12 protein-coding genes, 3 tRNA genes and 1 pseudogene are annotated in these 19,372 nt (G+C 55.7%); 13 read left to right on the top strand and 3 right to left on the bottom strand.

Going from position 1 to position 19,372, the window contains the following annotated elements; genetic code table 11:
- Nucleotides 1–252: 252 nt before the first annotated feature.
- Nucleotides 253–1,338, top strand: a complete 1,086-nt coding sequence (locus PSH79_RS15145; protein ID WP_305438111.1) for a hypothetical protein — start codon at nucleotides 253–255, stop codon at nucleotides 1,336–1,338.
- Nucleotides 1,339–1,385: 47 nt separating this feature from the next.
- Here the strand turns inward: PSH79_RS15145 and PSH79_RS15140 are convergent, their stop codons facing one another.
- The gene (locus PSH79_RS15140; protein WP_305438110.1) at nucleotides 1,386–2,462 is read right to left on the bottom strand and encodes a 3-deoxy-7-phosphoheptulonate synthase; all 1,077 of its coding nucleotides are present in this window, start codon (nucleotides 2,460–2,462) and stop codon (nucleotides 1,386–1,388) included.
- 618 nt (nucleotides 2,463–3,080) lie between these two features.
- Here PSH79_RS15140 and PSH79_RS15135 point away from each other — a divergent pair.
- The 8 genes from PSH79_RS15135 to PSH79_RS15100 all read left to right on the top strand — a co-directional run bounded on the left by PSH79_RS15135 (nucleotide 3,081) and on the right by PSH79_RS15100 (nucleotide 8,006).
- Nucleotides 3,081–3,842 (top strand): carbon-nitrogen hydrolase family protein, encoded by a 762-nt coding sequence (locus PSH79_RS15135; RefSeq protein WP_305438109.1) that lies wholly within the window; start codon nucleotides 3,081–3,083, stop codon nucleotides 3,840–3,842.
- Nucleotides 3,839–4,282: an N-acetyltransferase gene (locus PSH79_RS15130; RefSeq protein WP_305438108.1), complete on the top strand. Its 444-nt coding sequence runs from the start codon at nucleotides 3,839–3,841 to the stop codon at nucleotides 4,280–4,282. Before PSH79_RS15135 ends, PSH79_RS15130 begins: the two co-directional genes overlap by 4 nt.
- Before the next feature lie 127 nt (nucleotides 4,283–4,409).
- Nucleotides 4,410–5,051: a UvrY/SirA/GacA family response regulator transcription factor gene (gene uvrY, locus PSH79_RS15125; protein ID WP_016984198.1), complete on the top strand. Its 642-nt coding sequence runs from the start codon at nucleotides 4,410–4,412 to the stop codon at nucleotides 5,049–5,051.
- A 2-nt stretch (nucleotides 5,052–5,053) separates the two neighbouring features.
- On the top strand, nucleotides 5,054–6,877 hold the full coding sequence (gene uvrC, locus PSH79_RS15120; protein WP_305438107.1) for an excinuclease ABC subunit UvrC: 1,824 nt from the start codon (nucleotides 5,054–5,056) through the stop codon (nucleotides 6,875–6,877).
- Nucleotides 6,878–6,909: 32 nt separating this feature from the next.
- Nucleotides 6,910–7,470: a CDP-diacylglycerol--glycerol-3-phosphate 3-phosphatidyltransferase gene (gene pgsA, locus PSH79_RS15115; RefSeq protein WP_007950102.1), complete on the top strand. Its 561-nt coding sequence runs from the start codon at nucleotides 6,910–6,912 to the stop codon at nucleotides 7,468–7,470.
- A gap of 60 nt (nucleotides 7,471–7,530) precedes the next feature.
- Nucleotides 7,531–7,606 (top strand) — tRNA-Gly (locus PSH79_RS15110).
- Between the two features lie 45 nt (nucleotides 7,607–7,651).
- Nucleotides 7,652–7,725 (top strand) — tRNA-Cys (locus PSH79_RS15105).
- A gap of 194 nt (nucleotides 7,726–7,919) precedes the next feature.
- Nucleotides 7,920–8,006 (top strand) — tRNA-Leu (locus PSH79_RS15100).
- A gap of 93 nt (nucleotides 8,007–8,099) precedes the next feature.
- Here the strand turns inward: PSH79_RS15100 and xerC are convergent.
- Nucleotides 8,100–8,887, bottom strand: a pseudogene (gene xerC / locus PSH79_RS15095) (tyrosine recombinase XerC); the annotation flags it as partial.
- Nucleotides 8,888–8,889: 2 nt separating this feature from the next.
- A complete protein-coding gene (locus PSH79_RS15090) occupies nucleotides 8,890–9,828 on the bottom strand; it encodes an IS30 family transposase (protein ID WP_305438103.1) in 939 nt (312 codons plus the stop codon).
- Between the two features lie 664 nt (nucleotides 9,829–10,492).
- Here PSH79_RS15090 and PSH79_RS15085 point away from each other — a divergent pair.
- The 4 genes from PSH79_RS15085 (at nucleotide 10,493) to PSH79_RS15070 (ending at nucleotide 19,190) form a co-directional block, all read left to right on the top strand.
- Nucleotides 10,493–11,008 (top strand): Hcp family type VI secretion system effector, encoded by a 516-nt coding sequence (locus PSH79_RS15085; RefSeq protein ID WP_007919523.1) that lies wholly within the window; start codon nucleotides 10,493–10,495, stop codon nucleotides 11,006–11,008.
- Nucleotides 11,009–11,132: 124 nt separating this feature from the next.
- Entirely contained in the window at nucleotides 11,133–14,039 is a 2,907-nt protein-coding gene (locus PSH79_RS15080; RefSeq protein WP_305438097.1) for a type VI secretion system tip protein VgrG, read from the top strand.
- Entirely contained in the window at nucleotides 14,036–18,718 is a 4,683-nt protein-coding gene (locus PSH79_RS15075) for an RHS repeat-associated core domain-containing protein (RefSeq protein WP_305438096.1), read from the top strand. The genes PSH79_RS15080 and PSH79_RS15075 overlap by 4 nt, the downstream gene beginning before the upstream one ends.
- Nucleotides 18,708–19,190 (top strand): DUF4265 domain-containing protein, encoded by a 483-nt coding sequence (locus tag PSH79_RS15070; protein WP_305438095.1) that lies wholly within the window; start codon nucleotides 18,708–18,710, stop codon nucleotides 19,188–19,190. Before PSH79_RS15075 ends, PSH79_RS15070 begins: the two co-directional genes overlap by 11 nt.
- Nucleotides 19,191–19,372: the final 182 nt, after the last annotated feature.

Below are 19,372 nucleotides of genomic sequence, written 5' to 3'. Positions count from 1 at the left end.
CTTCACTTGGCCGTTGAATTCGGACTAGAGGCAGTAAGAATTTTCAGATACTTACGAAATCCAAATCGGAAGTTCTGGCCGTCCTCCGCCTGGGGAAAGGTCGATTTAGTGTTCGTTGCCTACCGAGCTTGTAGCTTTTGCGCCATGGCTGCGGTGTATCGGGCTGATATCGAGAACACCAGCAATCGCGTTCAATGTTGGCTGTCGACGCCGTCATGAAGACAGCGTTTTATCCAGGGAATGGAGTTGCGAATGAACATGCATGAAATCGAGTTTTGCTATCGAATGCGCCACCCCGCCAGCCCGAAGACGACACATCAGCAGTTGCCTGCAGCAACGCTTGATTCTCTGCAGGGGAGCGTGCTGGATCCCGCTCTGGGCAAGGTCGTCGTTCGTATCCCACCTTATGCAAACATGGCGTGTGGCGATCAGTTGCTGTTGAGTTGGGAGGGGCTTGATGTCGAAGGTTTTGTTTATCAGCACGAAATGGTCCGCTTTGTCAGCGAAGTTCAGGTGGGCAAAAACGTCATCTTCGTTATCAAAGGCATGCACGTCGCGGCCCTGGATGGCGGTTCACTCGAGGTCTACTGGACACTTGTCAGCGCGGCCCTGTCCGAACCTGCATCGTCTGCGCGCTTGCAACTGACAGTCGGAGATTCAAGGCCTCAGTTGCTTGCCCCGCACGTCGAAGCTGCAATCGGCGGGACGCTGGATCCGGCGCGGGTCGTGGAAGGAGCGCTTGTCACTCTCCAGCCCTACGCACGAATGGCCGCAGGCGATCAGGTTTCATTGAGCTGGTGTGCAGACGCGTCGTCCGTATCGTTCCATGACAGGTTGAAGGTCGAAACCTTTGCTGTTTCAGACTTGCTGTCTTTCTGGGTTCCGCCCGAGTACATCGCAGCAAATCTCGGTGGCGAGGTGTCCGTACGCTACCGAGTCGAGCAGTCCGATGGAGTGGCACGTGAGTCCGAGCCGACGAGAGTTCTCATCACCCCGTTTCTTCGTGGCGAACTGGACGCCCCCGACGTACTTGAAGCCGAGGACGGCGTGTTGCTTGCGCAGGACTCGATTGATGGCGTAACCGTCGTGATCGGCAACGCGCAGGCGCAAGAGGGTGAGCTGGTTTATCTCAAATGTGACGGAGACTTTTTCAATCATCGGGATGATCGCGAAATCACCCGGGAAACCGCAGGAAAGCCGCTCATTTTTATCGTTCCACATCGCTTCTGGCTCGAGCACCACGGATCTGCCGTTCGCGTTGCGTACACGGTTGAGCGTTTGGACGATGTCAGTCAGGAGTCCGCAGTGACGCGGGTGCAGGTAGAGGCGAAGCTGTAACGTTGACGGCCCTCCACTTTGAATAAGCCGGAGGGCCTGTCTCGCAATCAGCGTCTGGCGTGTGCGCCAAGACGCTGAGCAGCATCGACCAGCAATCGCTCTGTTGCGCTGAAACCGAGGCAACCATCAGTGATCGAAACGCCGTAGCGCAGCGATGCACTCAGCGGCTGACAGCCTTCGAACAAATGAGACTCCAGCATCATGCCGATCAGTGAGCGATCACCTTGCAAGCGTTGTTCAAGCACTTCATTGAAAACGTCAGGTTGACGCAATGGATCTTTGCCGCTGTTGGCGTGGCTGCAATCGACCATGATTCGGCTCGGGATCTTCAGTCGGTTCAGATCGGCGTGAATTCTGGCGATGCTTTCGCGATCATGGTTCGGCCCTTTATGTCCGCCGCGCAGTACCAGATGGGTGTCAGGGTTTCCTGGCGTCTGGATGATGGCTGGATGTCCTTGGCTGTCGACGCCGAAATGGCGATGCGGGTGCGAGGCCGAGCGCATGGCATCGACAGCCACGGCCGCGCCGCCGTCCGTGCCATTTTTGAATCCTACCGGCATGTTCAAGCCGCTTGCCATCTCGCGATGGATTTGTGATTCGGTTGTGCGTGCGCCAATGGCAACCCAACTGAGCAAGTCGTCGAAGTAGCCAGCCGCCATGGGTTGCAACAATTCGGTCGCCACGGGCAAGCCGAGGCGGATCATTTCCAGCATCAGCCCACGGGACAGGGTCAGGCCTGCGGCCATGTCATCACTACCGTCCAGGTGCGGGTCATAAGCCAAGCCTTTCCAACCGACTGTAGTTCGCGGTTTTTCGATGTAGGCACGCATCACCAGCAGCATTTCGTCGCTGACTTCTTCTGCCAGACGGGCGAGTTTTCCGGCGTATTCAAGGGCGGATTGAGGATCGTGGATAGAGCAGGGGCCGACGATTACCAGCAGGCGCTGGTCCTCACCGTTGAGGATCGCGCGAACCGCTTGGCGGTGGGCGGAGACTCGTTGGCTCAAGGCATTGCTCAATGGCAATTGCTGTTTGAGTTGCAACGAGCTGGGCAGACGCACGGTCAGTGCTTCGTTGGCAGAATCGAGGGTGGACAGTGGCAGAGCAGAAACTGACGAGTTCATATTCGGTCTTCCTGGGCTGGCGGCGGGCTTTTCCCGCGCGCTCGGCCCTACTGGGGTGTTCGACAATTGGCCGTATTGGCTACGTGTGCATGTTTGCCACCTGTAGGTGACCGATCGGAGGCGGCAGGCTGTCCCGAGCGGAGGCTGCTAAATCGCCAGGCACTAAAGCTGTCGTAACGGTAATAAGTGGCGTAGTTCATTGTTTAAATCCTCAAGGAGTCTGATGTGTTGCTGAAAAAGTTTGGGCCTGAAAAAACAAAACCCCCGGTCGGGGAGCCGACCGGGGGTTGAGAAATCTCTGGTAGGCGACCCGTTTTTATGGGCGCCGTTTGGGTATCAGGCGCGCCAGTGGCTAAACCAATACCCAAAATAAAAGCTGACCGGAGCGCAAACGTCATTCGCCCGGGCAGCCGCAACCGAGCGCAGTGCGCTGGCGGTACGAAGCTGTGAGAGGGCGTTGAACATGGTCTGTCTCCGATGGATGCGCCGAGCTTACTAGAGGCCGACACGCCTCAGCAATCAGAAAATGCTATAGCGGGGCTAGCCAAATGCCTATCGCTTGAGCGCTGCATGAGTTGTGACACACTCAGCGTTTTGCCTGATGACCAAGGTTGAATCATGTCGACATTGAACATTGCCGCCGCCCAGACTACTTCCATTGCCGGCGATCTTGCCGCAAACATTGCCAGCCATAGGTGCTTCATCGAGGTCGCGGGGGAGCAGGGTGTGGAGTTGCTGGTGTTTCCTGAGCTGTCACTGACCGGCTACGAAGGCGAGGTGGCTGCGGCATTGGCCATTGATCCACAAGATGCTGTGCTTCAGCCGCTACGGGATCTGGCGCACGCACTGGGTGTGACGGCAGTGGTCGGCATGCCGATTCGGCTGAAACACAGTTCGGCGGTATTGATTGGCGCACTGGTACTGGGCGCCGATGGATCGCTTGGGGTGTACAGCAAACAACATCTGCACTCGGGCGAGGAGCGGGTCTTCGCCGCTGGGTTCGGTGGTTCACCCCTGAGCATCGGTAGCGATAAGGTCGCGTTGGCGGTCTGCGCCGATTTCTCTCATGCCAGCCATGCGGCTGCGGCCGCTGATCAAGGCGCCGACCTGTACGCTGCGGGAGTGTTAATCAGTGAGAAAGGCTACGACGCAGACGTCGCGGTGCTGCAGGGTTATGCCCGGCAACATGCGATGGCGGTGCTGATGGCCAACCATAGTGGCCTTACCGGCGGCTGGCAGTCGGCGGGGCGTAGCGCGATTTGGTCCGAGGACGGCTCACTGATCGCTTCGGCGCCGGGGGCGGGTGATCTTCTCGTGGTTGCCCGGCGCGACGCTGGTGCATGGCAGGGGCGAGTCATTTACGTGGAACAGGCTCAATGACATTCCAGCTACGCCCTGCGACAACAGAGGATCTGGCGTTTTCGCGCCACCTTACTTGTCAGAACATGCTGGGCTACTACATTCACCATGACCTGTTGTGGCAAGACGAAGCGTTCGATGTTGCATGGTTGGCGCGCGAGAACTGGCTGATATTGCGTGATGATAGGCCGACAGGTTTTTTCAGTCTCAGCCGAGATGCGCGGGCATTGTATGTTCGTGAGCTGCAGATTGCTGAAGCCTTTCAGCGGCAGGGTGCAGGTTCCTGGGCGATTGATCAGGTTATTGGCATGGCTCGTCAGCAAAGGCGCCCGGCTTTGCGACTCACCGTGTTTGAAAATAACCCGGCGAAACATTTGTATGAAAGAAAAGGACTACGCGTGCAAGGCGAGGACGAGTGTTTCCTGCGGATGCAGCTGGATATCGGTACACCTGTGCTCTGAAACCCACGGCGGGCATGCCCTCAATGATGAATTGAAACTTTTTAAATGATGCTTGCCGCTAGGTCTGCCCGGTACTTTTTGCTAAGGTGTCCGGCATCCCAATAAGACCATATCGCGAGGTGTCTGCTTGATTAGGGTGCTAGTGGTCGATGACCACGATCTCGTTCGTACAGGCATTACACGGATGCTGGCCGATATTGATGGCTTGCAGGTGGTGGGCCAGGCCGAGTCCGGGGAAGAATCCCTGATCAAGGCCCGAGAGTTGAAGCCCGATGTGGTGTTGATGGACGTCAAGATGCCCGGCATCGGCGGCCTGGAAGCCACGCGAAAACTGTTGCGCAGTCATCCGGACATCAAGGTGGTCGCCGTTACGGTGTGTGAGGAAGATCCTTTTCCTACTCGGTTGTTGCAGGCAGGTGCTGCTGGCTACCTGACCAAAGGCGCGGGTTTGCCGGAGATGGTTCAGGCCATTCGCCTGGTCTTTGCCGGTCAGCGCTATATCAGCCCGCAGATCGCTCAACAATTGGCGATCAAGTCCTTTCAGCCGTCCAACGATTCGCCCTTCGACGCTTTATCCGAGCGTGAAATCCAGATCGCTTTGATGATTGTCGGCTGTCAGAAGGTGCAAATCATTTCCGACAAGTTGTGCCTGTCGCCGAAAACCGTGAACACCTATCGCTACCGTATTTTCGAAAAGCTTTCGATCAGCAGCGACGTCGAGTTGACACTGTTGGCGGTTCGTCACGGCATGGTTGATGCCAGCCTCTGACCATGATTGAAACATTCGATTCCAGCGCCTTCCTGTCTACCGTCAGCGGGCGCCCCGGCGTCTATCGCATGTTCGACAGCGATGCGCGCCTGTTGTATGTCGGCAAGGCCAAAAACCTGAAGAAGCGCTTGGCGAGTTACTTTCGCAAGACCGGGTTGGCGCCGAAAACGGCTGCATTGGTTGGTCGCATTGCTCAGGTCGAAACGACCATCACCGCCAACGAAACGGAAGCGCTGCTGCTTGAACAGACACTGATCAAGGAATGGCGGCCGCCGTACAACATCCTGCTCCGCGACGACAAATCCTATCCCTATGTTTTTCTGTCAGATGGGCAGTTCCCGCGTTTAAGCATCCATCGCGGGGCCAAAAAGGCCAAGGGCAAATACTTCGGGCCTTATCCAAGTGCCGGCGCCATTCGCGAAAGCCTGAGTTTGCTGCAAAAGACGTTTTTCGTTCGTCAATGTGAAGACAGTTACTACAAGAACCGCACGCGCCCATGTCTGCAATATCAGATCAAGCGATGCAAGGCACCTTGCGTCGGGCTGGTCGAGCCTGATGTTTATGCCGAAGACGTGCGCCACTCGGTGATGTTTCTTGAAGGGCGCAGTCATGCGCTGACCAATGAGCTGTCCACGGCGATGGAAGAGGCCGCAGTGAACCTTGAGTTCGAGCGCGCCGCCGAGTTGCGTGATCAGATTGCGTTGCTGCGCCGCGTGCAGGACCAGCAGAGCATGGAAGGGGGCACGGGTGATATTGACGTCATCGCTGCCTTCGTCAACCCGGGCGGTGCCTGCGTGCATCTGATCAGTGTCCGTGGCGGACGCGTACTGGGCAGCAAGAATTTCTTCCCGCAAGTCGGGATCGAAGAAGACGTTTCTGAAGTCATGGCGGCTTTTCTCGGGCAGTACTTCATCAGCAGCCCTGAGCGCGACCTGCCGAGCGAACTGATCGTCAACGTCGTGCATGAGGACTTCCCGACACTGATCGAGGCGGTTAATGAACTGCGCGGTCGCGAATTGGCCATCAGTCATCGGGTGCGCGGCACCCGCGCGCGCTGGCAGCAATTGGCCGTCACCAATGCGGAACAGGCGTTGGGCGCACGCCTTGCCAATCGGCAGCACACGGCAGCGCGTTTTGATGCACTGGCTGAGGTGTTGAACCTGGATGAGCCGCCACAGCGTCTGGAATGCTACGACATCAGTCACTCCAGCGGCGAGGCGACAGTCGCGTCCTGCGTGGTGTTTGGCCCGGAGGGCGCAATCAAGTCGGATTACCGCCGCTATAACATCGAAGGTGTCACGGCAGGCGACGACTATGCCGCCATGCACCAGGCGCTGACGCGACGATTCAGTAAGCTCAAGGACGGCGAGGGCAAGCTACCGGATATTCTGTTGGTCGACGGTGGCAAGGGGCAGCTATCGATGGCCCGTGATGTTCTCAATGAGCTGGCAGTGCCGGATCTGATCTTGCTCGGTGTGGCCAAAGGCGCAACCCGCAAGGCCGGCTTTGAAACTTTGTATCTGAATGATGCGGCGCACGAGTTCACCTTGCGCGGCGACTCACCAGCATTGCATTTGATTCAGCAGATCCGCGATGAGGCCCACCGATTCGCAATTACCGGACACCGCGCACGCCGCGGAAAAACCCGCCGCACGTCCACACTGGAAGGCGTTGCAGGCGTCGGGCCGACCCGACGTCGCGACTTGTTGAAACATTTTGGTGGATTGCAGGAGCTGACTCGTGCAAGCATCGAAGAGATCGCCAAAGCCCCGGGGATCAGTAAAAAGCTCGCAGAGTCGATTTATGCAAACCTGCATAGCGAGTAGAATGCCCCTTCACCTCGTAGCCAGTTGTGCCGATGAATATCCCTAATCTGATTACCGTTCTACGCGTTCTGCTCATTCCCATCTTCATTTTGCTGTTCTATCTGCCTTACCAGTGGAGTTATATGGCCTCCGCATCGGTGTTTGCCTTTGCGGCAGCCACCGACTGGCTGGATGGTTATCTGGCCCGCCGTCTGGAACAAAGCACCCCGTTCGGGGCTTTTCTTGATCCGGTCGCCGACAAACTGATGGTTGCGGTGGCGCTGGTACTGCTGGTGCAAGAACACGGCAATCTCTGGCTCACGCTGCCGGCTGCCGTGATCATCGGTCGTGAGATTGTCGTATCGGCATTGCGTGAATGGATGGCCGAACTCGGCGCCCGTGCTCATGTAGCTGTATCGAATCTAGGCAAATGGAAAACCGCTGCGCAGATGCTGGCGCTGGTCATTCTGCTGGCCAATCCGAAAGACTTCAGTTTCTGGGTGATTCTCGGTTATGCCTTGCTGATGGTGTCGGCAGGTCTGACTTTGTGGTCGATGGTTCAATACCTTCGCGCTGCCTGGCCACATCTGAAAACCGATGTTGAAAAGAAATAAAACTTTTTTGAATCAAAGGGTTGACGGGGCTTCTGAAATCTATAGAATGCGCCACACCAAGCGGGAATAGCTCAGTTGGTAGAGCACGACCTTGCCAAGGTCGGGGTCGCGAGTTCGAGTCTCGTTTCCCGCTCCAATTTGTACGTGTTTGTTGTTGTGCTACTGACAGCAGATGCTTTGAGGCCGAGTAGCAAAATGGTTATGCAGTGGATTGCAAATCCACCTACGCCGGTTCGATTCCGACCTCGGCCTCCACTATAAACAAGCTCCGTAGATCCATGATTTACGGAGCTTTTTTATTTCCAGTGTGCTGCAAGATTTTGTCTTGAATACGGCCATTGCGAACTTGCTTCACCGGGAAGTGATGTATATATTTCCCGCTCTGCTGCTTAGCGTGCATCCTGTCAGGATCGCGACTCGGCAGTTGAAATGAGCTACACAGCGCTACCGCCCGAATGGCGAAACTGGTAGACGCATGGGACTTAAAATCCCCCGCTCGTAAGGGCGTGCCGGTTCGATTCCGGCTTCGGGCACCATGAATATCGAGGGCTTGCATGACATACCTCATGCAAGCCCTTAGTTCTTTTTTCCGCAATCAAAAAATCTTTTCCGCAATTCGAAACCGTTGGTCACTTCGTAGGGGTTACCTTCATGCCCTTACGCATTCGAATGTACTGCTCCGTCATCCCGACAGTTGTATGCCCTAACTGGTCTCGAGCTTCGCGAATGCTCCCCGTTGACTCCTCTTTGTCCGTTGCCGCTTTTGCTCGTAAATCCCGCATCTGAAATTCTGCTTTCGGAATTCCGGCTGCCTCCCTAGCGTCATCAAATCTTTTCCTGAGCATGCTCGCCGTCATCGGCTGTCCAGAGTCGATGACCACAAGGCGTGTTGATCTGATTTTGTAGCCCGCCTTTCGAGCCATGATTCGATCTATCACAATTCTGAGCTCTCCAATAATCTCGATCCTTCGTTTCGCACCAGTCTTCCCCTGCTGGACGGAAAGCTTTCCGTCTTTGATATCTCGCTCATCCATCTTCAGTGTGTCGCCACCCTTTGTCCTGTCAGATAGAACAGGTCCAGGGCATCTCTCAGTGGTTGATCGGCGTACAGATATGCTTTGGCAAGAACGTCGTCTTCGACATATACGTCGCGACCAGATTCCTTATTGCCCTTTATCCCGGCGCAGGGGTTTGCCAGAGACGTGTAACCATTCTCGCGAGCAAAGTTCCAAATGGAGCTGAGTAAGGCCTTTTCTCGATTCGCGCGAATTGGTGCTGTTTTGCCCCGGTGACGAAGGTACTGGCTGACATGCTTCGGTTCGATCGCTTCAAGCGGGGCAGGCGGATCGTTGAAGAACAGCAGAAGGTTTTTAAGTTCGCGCGCGTTGTCCTTTTGAGTGGCATGGGCTTTGTGTGGATTCAACCGGTGGACGCAACAGATTGGCTAAATCGTTCAGCGGGCGTTTCGTAGTTTAGTGTTTTTCGAGGGCGGTTATTTAGCTGCCTTGCTACTTCATTGAGTGTGGCTTGCGAGTGATCTGCAAGGTCAGTCCCTTTCGGGAAGTACTGCCTTAACAACCCGTTGGTGTTCTCATTCGATCCCCGTTGCCAAAGACGATGAGGATCGCAGAAGTAGACCTTTATGTCGGTAGCCACCGTAAAGCGCTTATGGTCAGCCATCTCTTTGCCACGATCCCACGTCAGCGATTTGTAGAGTTCTTGGGGTAAGTCGCGGGCGTTTTCGATCAGGGCGCTTATGACCGTCTCGCTATCCTTACCGACCAACTTCACCAGCATTACGTAGCGGGTATGACGCTCTACAAGAGTGGCAATTTGGCTGTTTCTGCTACCGCACAACAGGTCACCCTCCCAGTGACCTGGCACCGCTCGATCCTTAACCGTAGCCTGATAGCTCGTATCGTCCGGGTAGGATCGCTTCAGCCAGCCGGCAATTTGTTCCGGTGACCACTGCAATTGAAGCTTGTCTGCAACAATTTGCGCCACCGCTCGGTTCTCAACAAGCTTGCAGACCTTAGGCCGATGCGCGCGATCCCAAGCAGCCTGATCAGCTTGATTAGCCCGGTAGCATCCTTGACCACCGTTGCGTCTTATCTCACGGCTAACGGTCGAGGCTGCTCGCCCTAGCAGTGCAGCTATGGAGCGGACCGAGTTACCTGCAACCACCGCACGCGAAATCTCTTCGCGCTCAGCCAACGTCAGCGTCAATCTGGACCTGCGCCGTACAGCGGGTCTGATACCCCCTGTTTCCGCCAAGATGCGCTGTATCGATGAGTGGTTTCGATCAAATAATTGGGCGATCTGCTGGAGAGAGTCGCCTTTCTGCCAGTGATCCCACATCAGTTTTTTCTGGCTGTCGGTGTAATAAATCCGAGGTCTCTGCTACATCTGCAACACTCCTTCTGCTTACACAGAATTTAGTCATGTTGCGTCCACCGGTTGAATCCACAGCCGGTAGCGGCCCCTTGAGGACTTCCGTTTCTGGCCGAAAGCGGTCAGTCCACCCGCCTGTTCGCTCGCTCGACATTATGAGGTTCGTCTGGCATCTGGTAAGTCGTCCGATTGGGAGTTCATGCCGCGCGGGATTCGTCGCTAGTTTTTTCGCTCGCGTAAGATGAATGCTAATCGACAGCTGAGTCGACTAATGGAATCCAAGTGGAAAATGGAGCGTCTTGATGGGTAGGCACGAAGAGAAGGCGTATTTTGCGAAGTGCGCAAGAAGTTGCGCAGTTGGTCATAATATTTTGCAGTCCAATTGCCCTGCAGGCCACGATTCACGTGGTCTGGAGCCAAGTGCGCAAAAAGTTGCGCAGTACTGCGCAAGAAGTTGCGCACTTTTTCAAAGATTCCCTCAGCTTGGCGCTCAGAAAATCGTGAAATCTCTCTCAACCTATTGAACTGTATGGGTTTCTGGAGAATTGGCGCATTTTTTGATTGTTGGTAGCCACTCTGACAGGCAATGGTGCCTGCCAGTGTTATATCCAGAAGCAAGGAGAGCATCCCCATGGCAACACCAGCGTACATGTCCGTCACTGGCGAAAAACAAGGCCTGATCACTGCCGGCGCCTTCACCGCCGACTCCGTTGGCAACACCTATCAGGAAGGCCACGAAGACCAGGTTATGGTTCAGGCTTTCAGCCACGACGTGATCATCCCGCGTGACCCACAATCCGGTCAGCCAACCGGTCAGCGCGTTCACAAGCCAGTTGTGATCACCAAGGTCTACGACAAGGCTTCGCCTCTGCTGCAAGCCGCTCTGACTTCCGGCGAGCGCATGAGCGAAATTGTTATCCAGTGGTTCCGTACTTCGGCTCAAGGTACTCAAGAGCACTACTACACCACCAAACTGGAAGACGCGATCATCGTCGCCATCAACAACAAAATGCACAACTGCCAGGATCCAGGCAACTCGCACTTCACCCACCTGGAAGAAGTGCAGTTCACCTACCGCAAAATCACCTGGACCCACGAAGTATCCGGTACTTCGGGTTCCGATGACTGGCGTGCTCCAGTCGTTTAATTACGGCTGATGTTGTATTCGCCCCGGTCGGTATGGCTGATCGGGGTGGCTTGATCTAAAGAATTCTTGCGTGCATCACTTTTGTTGACTGATGCCCGACGCAGCATTGCGCGAGGAACAAGGGATGTTCTCACCGGCCAACCAGCCTCATTTCAATCTGACCATCGATGGCATCGACAGCGATTTTCAAGTGCTGTCATTCACTGGTCGGGAGGCACTCAACACACCCTTCGAGTTCGAACTGGAACTGGTCAGCGAAAAAGCGTCGATCAACCTCGAAAGCGTGCTGCATAAACTGGCGTTTCTTCAGTTGTCCCCGACCGGTACCGGCATTCATGGACTGGTCTACAGCATCGCTCAGGGCGAGGCCGGCAAACGCCTGACGCGCTACATGATCTCCCTGCGCCCGCAACTGGCGTACCTCGCGCACCGAGTCAATCAGCGGATCTTCCAGCAGATGACCGTGCAGCAGATCATCAGCAAGGTGCTGGAAGAACACGGCATCCTCGCCAGCGATTATCACTTCCAGCTTAGTGCGATTTATCCCGAGCGCATCTACTGCGTGCAGTACGACGAGTCGGATCTGCATTTCATACAGCGCCTGTGCGAGGAAGAGGGTATTCACTACCACTTCCAGCACACGTCCAGCGGCCACAAACTCACCTTCGGCGATGACCAGACGGTGTTTCCGAAACTCGCCCCCGTGGCCTATCAGCAGGACTCCGGGCTGGTCGCCGACACCCCGGTGGTCAAGCGCTTCGGTCTGCGCCTGGCTACCCGCACCAGCCGCACTACGCGGCGCGATTACGACTTCGTCAAACCGAAAATCGAGCTGGAAAGCGATGCCAAAAGCAGCGCTCAGCCGGACCTGGAAGATTACGATTATCCGGGCCGATTCGTTGACCGTGACCGCGGCAAACATCTGGCTAATCGCGCGCTGGAACGCCATCGCAGCGACTACCGTCTGGCCGAAGGTAACAGCGACCAGCCGATTCTTGTCAGCGGGCATTTTCTTGCCCTGACCGAACACGCCAACCCGACGTGGAACGACCTGTGGCTGCTCACTGAAATCTTCCACGAAGGCAAGCAGCCGCAAGTGCTGGAAGAGTCGGTGACTAGCGACACCACGGACAATAAAGACGATTTCCACCAGGGCTACCGCAACCGCTTCAGCGCGATCCCGTGGGACGTGCCGTACCGTCCGCCGCTCGATCACCCGAAACCGAAAGTCCTCGGCACCCAGAGTGCCGTGGTCTGCGGCCCGGAAGGCGAAGAGATCTACTGCGACCAGTACGGCCGGGTGAAGGTGCAGTTCTTCTGGGACCGCGAAGGCAAGCACGACGACATGACCAGTTGCTGGATGCGCGTCGCGTCGAGCTGGGCCGCCGAAACCTTCGGTTCGATCAATATTCCGCGAGTCGGCATGGAAGTCTTGATCACCTTCCTTGAAGGCGATCCCGACCAGCCGCTGATCACCGGCTGCTTGTACCACGGTGCGAATCTGCCGCCGTACAAACTGCCCGACTTCAAGACGCTGGCCACGGTCAAAAGCAAGGAATACAAGGGCAGTCGCGCCAACGAACTGCGGATCGACGACACCACCAGCGAGATCAGCATTGCGCTGCGCAGCGATCACGGCGCGAGTGCGATCAATCTCGGTTATCTGACTCATCCACGGCCGAGCGGTGGTCAGCCGCGTGGTGAAGGTTTCGAATTGCGCACCGACCGCCACGGCGCAGTACGTGCCGGTGCCGGTCTGCTGATCACCACCGAGCCACGTCCGAACGAATCGAAACATCACAAGGATCTGCCGGAAACCGCCGAACGCCTCGCCACCGCCAGCGATCAGCAGGACGGCTTCGCGGTGCAGGCCAAGGAATTGCAAGCGCAGGAAGCGGGCGATCAGGACGACGTGGCCAAGGCCTTGCACGCGCAGCATCAGGGCGTGCTCGGCAGCGGCCCGGCGAACATGACCGCCAATGAGTTCCCGGAATTCACTGAACCGCATCTGGTACTGGCCAGTCCGGCAGGCATCGCGCTGACTACGCCACGATCCAGCCACATCGCCACCGGCGAACACCTGGCGCTGAGCAGCACCGGGCACACCAGCCTGTCGATCGGCAAACGTCTGCTGGCCAGTGCCAGTCGCGGCATGCGCCTGTTCGTTCAAAGCATGGGTTGGCGTCTGGTAGCCGCGTCCGGCGACATCGACGTGCGTGCGCTCAAGGACAGCATCAATTTGCTGGCCAAACTCAACATCACCGCCAATGCCGACCGCATCACCATCACCGCCAAGACCGAACTGGTGATCCAGGGCGGTGGCAGCGCCACGACCTACAACGCCGGCGGCATCACCCACGCCACCAGTGGTCCGTACACGGCGCATGCGGCGAACTTCGCCTACACCGGCGCAAAAAGTCTGGCGGGTGTGTTCCCGGAACCGCCGAAACCGGGCAAGGGCAATCTGGAACTGTTCAACCAGTACGCTGGGCGTCAGGGCATCAAGGAAGGAGATTACGAAGTCATCGACGCCCTGGGCAAAAGCATCAAAGGCAAGCTCGACGCCAAGGGTTTCGCCAGCGTCTCTGGCGCCGCACCGGGGCCAGCGCGTGTGTTGTTCGGCAAGGATCCGGCAGACACTTGGAGCGACGGCAGCTACATCGGCAAGCCGGAATGGCCGTTGAATCCGCCAGGCGCGGAAGCCGTGCCGAGTCAGGTGCAAACCATGGTCGCGCAGGCATTGCCAACGAAGAACTGGGACATGCTGGAGAAGGGCAAGGACATAGCTCAAACAGGGATGAGTGCGGTGCAGACGGCCCAAGGCGCGATGCAGACGGCGCAGCAGGTGAAAGGAGCAGTGCAGGGTGGTGTGGCTGGACTGCCGAAACTGGCGAGCGCGGCGATGCCGAGTGCTTCTAGTGTTCTAAGCCTGGCGAGCAAGACGGGCAAGTTGCCGACGCTGCCGGCGCCAACGCTTGCGAAACCTTCCTTGAAAACTCCGGGCTTGTTGGCGGGTGAGGTGTTGGTATGACGACTGAGAATGCTGTGAAACGGCAGCCTCAGGTTGCCATTGTTCCGCTCAACACGATCGACATCAAAGACGTTGGGCGCGGTGCCGCGAGATTTGATGCCTGGCTGCAATCCATCAGTGGTGGTGTAGTCACACTGGATCGAATCAAAAACGTCGCGGGCGCCTTGCCTGTGGTGGGCAACATCATGGCGTTGGTCGATGCGCTCGGCGATATCGTAACGTTGTCCAAGAGCAAGCGACGCGAACTGTTGGACTGGGTCAGTCTGGGCATCAACCTCATCGGCGTGCTACCCGCACCGCCTACTATGGCATCGGCGCGGATGACTTTGCGTCCGACCTTGGCACTGGTACGCCAAGAGCTGCGCAACAGCGCCAAAATGCTGTTAGGCGACTCGTTGATCGAAGTGCTGATCGGCCACTTGAACGCTACCATCGTTGGTACGATCGATGATTTCGTAAAAAAGGCTCAGCCCAAGTTGGCTGGCATTCTTGATGATGCCGGCACGCTCGGTAAAAACGCCGTAAACGAGATCGCTAAGGGTCTGGAAACCGTAGTCAACGGCAAACTCGACGCCAAAGGCGACCTCAATGCTGCAGGCGCCAAAATGAGTGCTGCCGGCGGACAATTACTGCATAACCCCAAGGCCGCCATCGGCAATATTTTTGGCGCGGCTTTCAGTGCCTATAAAGCTGTAGGTAAAGGTGCTGCCAATAGCGCCGCTAAGAATCTGCTGCCCCAAAGTGCCAAAGCTTTGGTGCTTAGTCACACGTCCACATTGCGTGCACTGGGCGCAGAGATGCAGACCCAATTAAAAAAACTGGGTAATCCGGGTGTGCAACATTCGATCGGTTGGCTCCTGCAGATGCTGGCTGGGTCTGTGGTGACCTGGCGCAAGCGTCGGTCACATGGACAGGGCGCCAGCGTCAAGCCAGCGGCGACCAGCAAGGCCCAGCACAGGGCGGGAGAGGGTCGTCTAGAGGCCACGAGTCGCCAAGCGCCGGCGACAGGTGCCGCCAACGGCAAGAAAAACGGCGCGTGCCCGACCACGTGCCACAGCATCAACTTTGCGATGGGCTCCGAGTCAGTAAGTCATACCGATTTCTCCCTGCCAGGCCCATTTCCTATCGAATGGGTGCGCACCTATAGTTCCCGGTTTGACGCTTTTGACGATAGCGAACTGGGGGCACGGTGGGTGACAGAGTTCACTACCCACTTTGACTGCAAGGATGATGGTCTAGTTTTTTTTGGAGCCGATGGTCGTAGCCTCGATTTCCCACTGCCCAAGGTAGGCCTCTTTCACTATGACGCCGTTGAAAATCTCACGCTGGTTCGCTCCGGTGAGGATCAACTGCTCGTCTGCTTCGGTTTTGAGCGCAAGGAAACTTATGTCCGTCGTGGTCGTTCCTACTGGCTGACGGACGTCAAAATGCGCAGTGGAGCAGGGCTGATGCTGCACTACGAGCATCGTCATGGGGACCTCTTAGTATTATCCGATCTGATTACCTATCAAGGTGACGTTACGCAAGTCCACCTACACGTCGGAACCTTGATAGACGATCAAGGACGACTGGCAGGCCTCTGGGAAATTCGTGACGGTGCTCCTGTTCGCCAATTGTGTAACTACCAATACGATATCCATGGCGACTTGGTCCAGGCACAGGATGAGAACGGTGCTGCCTGGAGTTATCAATATCAGCATCACCTCCTGACTCGATATACGGATCGCACCGGCCGCGGTTTGAATCTGGAGTGGGATGGTCAAACATCGCAAGCGAAGGCTGTGCGGGAGTGGGCTGATGACGGCAGTTTCGATACCCGCCTCGAGTGGGACGAAAACATCCGTCTGACTTACGTCACTGATGCTTATGGCAACGAAACTTGGCATTACTACGACATCAAGGGATATACCTACCGGATTCGTTATGCCGATGAACGTTCGGAGTGGTTCTTTCGAGATGATGCGAAGAACATCGTTCGTCACGTTCACACAGATGGCACCACCGACCAATACAGCTATGACGAGCGCGGTAATTTGCTCGAACATATCAGTCCGGATGGCAGTGTCGCTCACTACGCCTACGATGATCTCAACCAACTGATCAAGGTAAGTGATGCAGAAGGTGGTCAGTGGCAACGTGCTTACGATGATGCCGGCAATTTGGTGGAGTCCGTCGATCCGCTTGGGAATAAGACGGAGTATGCCTACGACAAAGCAGGTCAGTTGATCGCTATCAAGGACGCAATCGGCAACGAAAAAGCGCTTGAGTACAACGCTGCTGGTCAGGTTCTGAAATATACCGATTGCTCTGGCAAGACAAGCGAATGGGAATACAACGATCGCGGTCAGATGATTTGTTTCACCGACGCTGCAGGGCAAAGCACCGAGTATCAGTACAAAGCTGGACATATCACTTTGATAGCGCATCCAGATAAGGCCGTAGAGCGATTCGAGCGTGATGCCGAAGGGCGTCTGCTTGCTCATGTTGACGGTCTGGATCGCTGTACGACATGGAGCTATAACGCCGCCGGGTTAGTTGCCGAGCGCGTAGACGCCTGCGAGCAAACGCTTCGTTACCGTTGGGACCGGCTAGGCCGCCTTATAGCGCTGGAAAACGAAAACGAGCAGCGCACCCAATTTCACTATGATCCTGTCGGAAGGTTGCTTGAGGAAAAAGGATTCGATGGCGTTGGTACGCGCTATCAGTACGATTCTGAGAGCGGGCGTTTGGCGAGAGCCATCAGCGGTGAGCGCGTCATTTCGATGTCGTTTGACCCCATGGGACGGCTTGTCGAACGCCATGCGAGCTTGGGCAATACCACTCAAAGTGAATCCTTTGCGTATGACGGTAACGGCAACATGGTTTTGGCCACGAATGACCAAAGCCGATTGCTGTGGTTCTATGATTTGGCCGGTAATCTGATCAGAGAGCATCAGCATTATCAGAGTCTGGATGCACCGCTCGTTGCAATCTGGAGGCACGAGTACGATCCCCTCAACCAGTGTGTCGCTACGACCCGCCCGGATGGTCACAGGGTGAGTTGGTTGACGTACGGCAGTGGGCATTTGCTTGCGTTAAAACTGGATGATCATGAGCTGGTCGGTTATGAGCGAGATGATCTACATCGTGAGGTCGTTCGTCATCAAGGCAATCGGCTGCGCCAGAATCAAAAGTGGGACCCGGCAGGTCGCCTGCAGGAGCAATTGCTAGGCCGAAGTGATGACAATTCCACTTTGCTGAAGCGCGAATACAAATACGATGCGGTCGGCCAGTTGACCGAGCTAAACGACACGCGTCGCGGATCGCTGATCTATCGTTACGATCCAGTCGGGCGACTGATCAGCGCAGCAAGCCGCCTCGGCGTTGAAAAATTCGCTTTCGATCCTGCCAGTAACCTGCTCGATGAGAAGGTGACAGAAGTACGCCGTCCTCTTGATCAGGCCCCAATACGCAGTCGGTTGGTAGACAATCTTCTACGTGAATACGTCGGCACCCATTACGAGTATGACGATCGTGGCAATCAGACGCTGCGTTGGCAGAATGGTCAACGCAGTCGATTGCAATGGGACCTGTTCGATAGGTTGGTTCATTTCGAGGATGATCGTCTCTCGGTCAAATATGCCTACGACGCCTTGGGTCGCCGGCTGTATAAGCATTCAACCGCCCATTATACAAATCGTCCTGAAGCAGGTTCCCACTGGAATAAAAATGAGCAGGGACGTATTCAGCGTTTGCTTGGCTGCGGCCTGACTTTGTACGGGTGGGACGGAGATAATCTTTCTTGGGAAAGCAGTCCTGCGCCTATCGATGGGGGTACTGGTCGCACAGTCCACTACGTTTATGAACCCGGCACGTTTGTTCCGGTGGCTCAAGCGATCAGACACGCCTCGATTGATCTGTTAAGCCAGCCTGAATATGTCGGTGGCGAGAGTCTTGAAGATGACCCGCTTTGGAGTCATGTGCCCAAAGTACAACCGTTTGATGCCTTGGCTTGGTATCAGTGTGACCATTTAGGCACACCATTAGAGCTTACCGATCAGGACGGTCAGGTCGCCTGGAGCGCTCAATACAAGGCGTGGGGGCAGGCAAAAGAACAGACATCAGCCTCAGCATTACGGCATGGGCTGAGCAATCCAATTCGTTTCCAAGGTCAGTACCACGATCATGAAACAGGCTTGCACTACAACCGATACAGGTACTACGACCCCCATGTAGGTCGCTTCATCTCAAAGGATCCGATAGGTCTGATGGGGGGCATAAACCTTCATCAATACGCACCTAACCCAACTCAATGGGTGGACCCTTTAGGGCTGGAGAAGAAACCGCCATCCAAGCGCGCCTTAAAAGACGGCGCTGGAGCATCGCCTCAAGATATCGCTGCGAGTAAGGTCGGCGGAGGCAGTCGAAAAGGGCAGGCGGCTTGTCGCAAAAAACTCATCGATAAAAGTAAGCCGGTGGGCGTTTACAAGTGCTGGCGGTGCGGACATACCTCTACCAATCCTGATGACATGCACTTGGGGCATAAAAATGTGGCCACCTCAAATGGGGGCAACCTTGCCGATGTCAACGTAGATCTTGAGGGCGCTTCGTGTAACCTGAGTGCGGGAAATAGCGGTTACGTGAAAGAAGGGATGTCGTGTGTCGAACGTGGAAGTTGTGGAGCGCCATATGGACGATAAAGAATTGCCTGTGCTGATTCAGGTGTTTGTATCAGATGAAGGTAGCCCTGTATTCGAGGAGCTCCCTGCAATTGCGATGGGGCAGGATACTTATGAGCTGTTGTCTTCCCCTGGTCTGGCGTTGAATTTGGCTCGAGGTGATGTCATCTCGATAAAAAACAAAAACACCCACGCTGAAGTTCTCAAGCGCGGAGGGAATTTTTGTATTCATATCTACGCCGATTTTATCCCCGAGGACGTCATTGCGCAGCTCGAAACTGATGTCGGTACTGAGCTGGGTGGTACGCTTGATGGCGTTTTCGAAGGCAATCTTTCATTGGCTGTGCCGTCGAGCAACGGGATGGACAGAATCAATGAGTTTTTTGATCGCTTCCGCGAGAAAACCGGCCTCGAATGGTATTACTCCAATGTCTACAAGAACATTGATGATGAAGAAGATGAAACGCTGCTGAATTGGTGGCTGCAGAGCTGACTGACTCGACGGAAGCGATCTGGTGACGGCCATCGAAGCTTGGCTGAGCAAGCATCGATAAACACAGATGTGTCGGCCAGATCTGCTAAACGAAGTGCGAGACAAAGGGCGCGTGAAGATCGGCAGTGATTAGAACGCGCTGTATCGGCCAGCCAAAAAATATGAATGGGTGCGACCCTGTT

Source organism: Pseudomonas sp. FP2196, from assembly GCF_030687715.1.
Classification (GTDB): domain Bacteria; phylum Pseudomonadota; class Gammaproteobacteria; order Pseudomonadales; family Pseudomonadaceae; genus Aquipseudomonas.
Note: the sequence above shows the minus strand (reverse complement) of the source record. Positions and strands in the feature narration are given on the sequence as shown.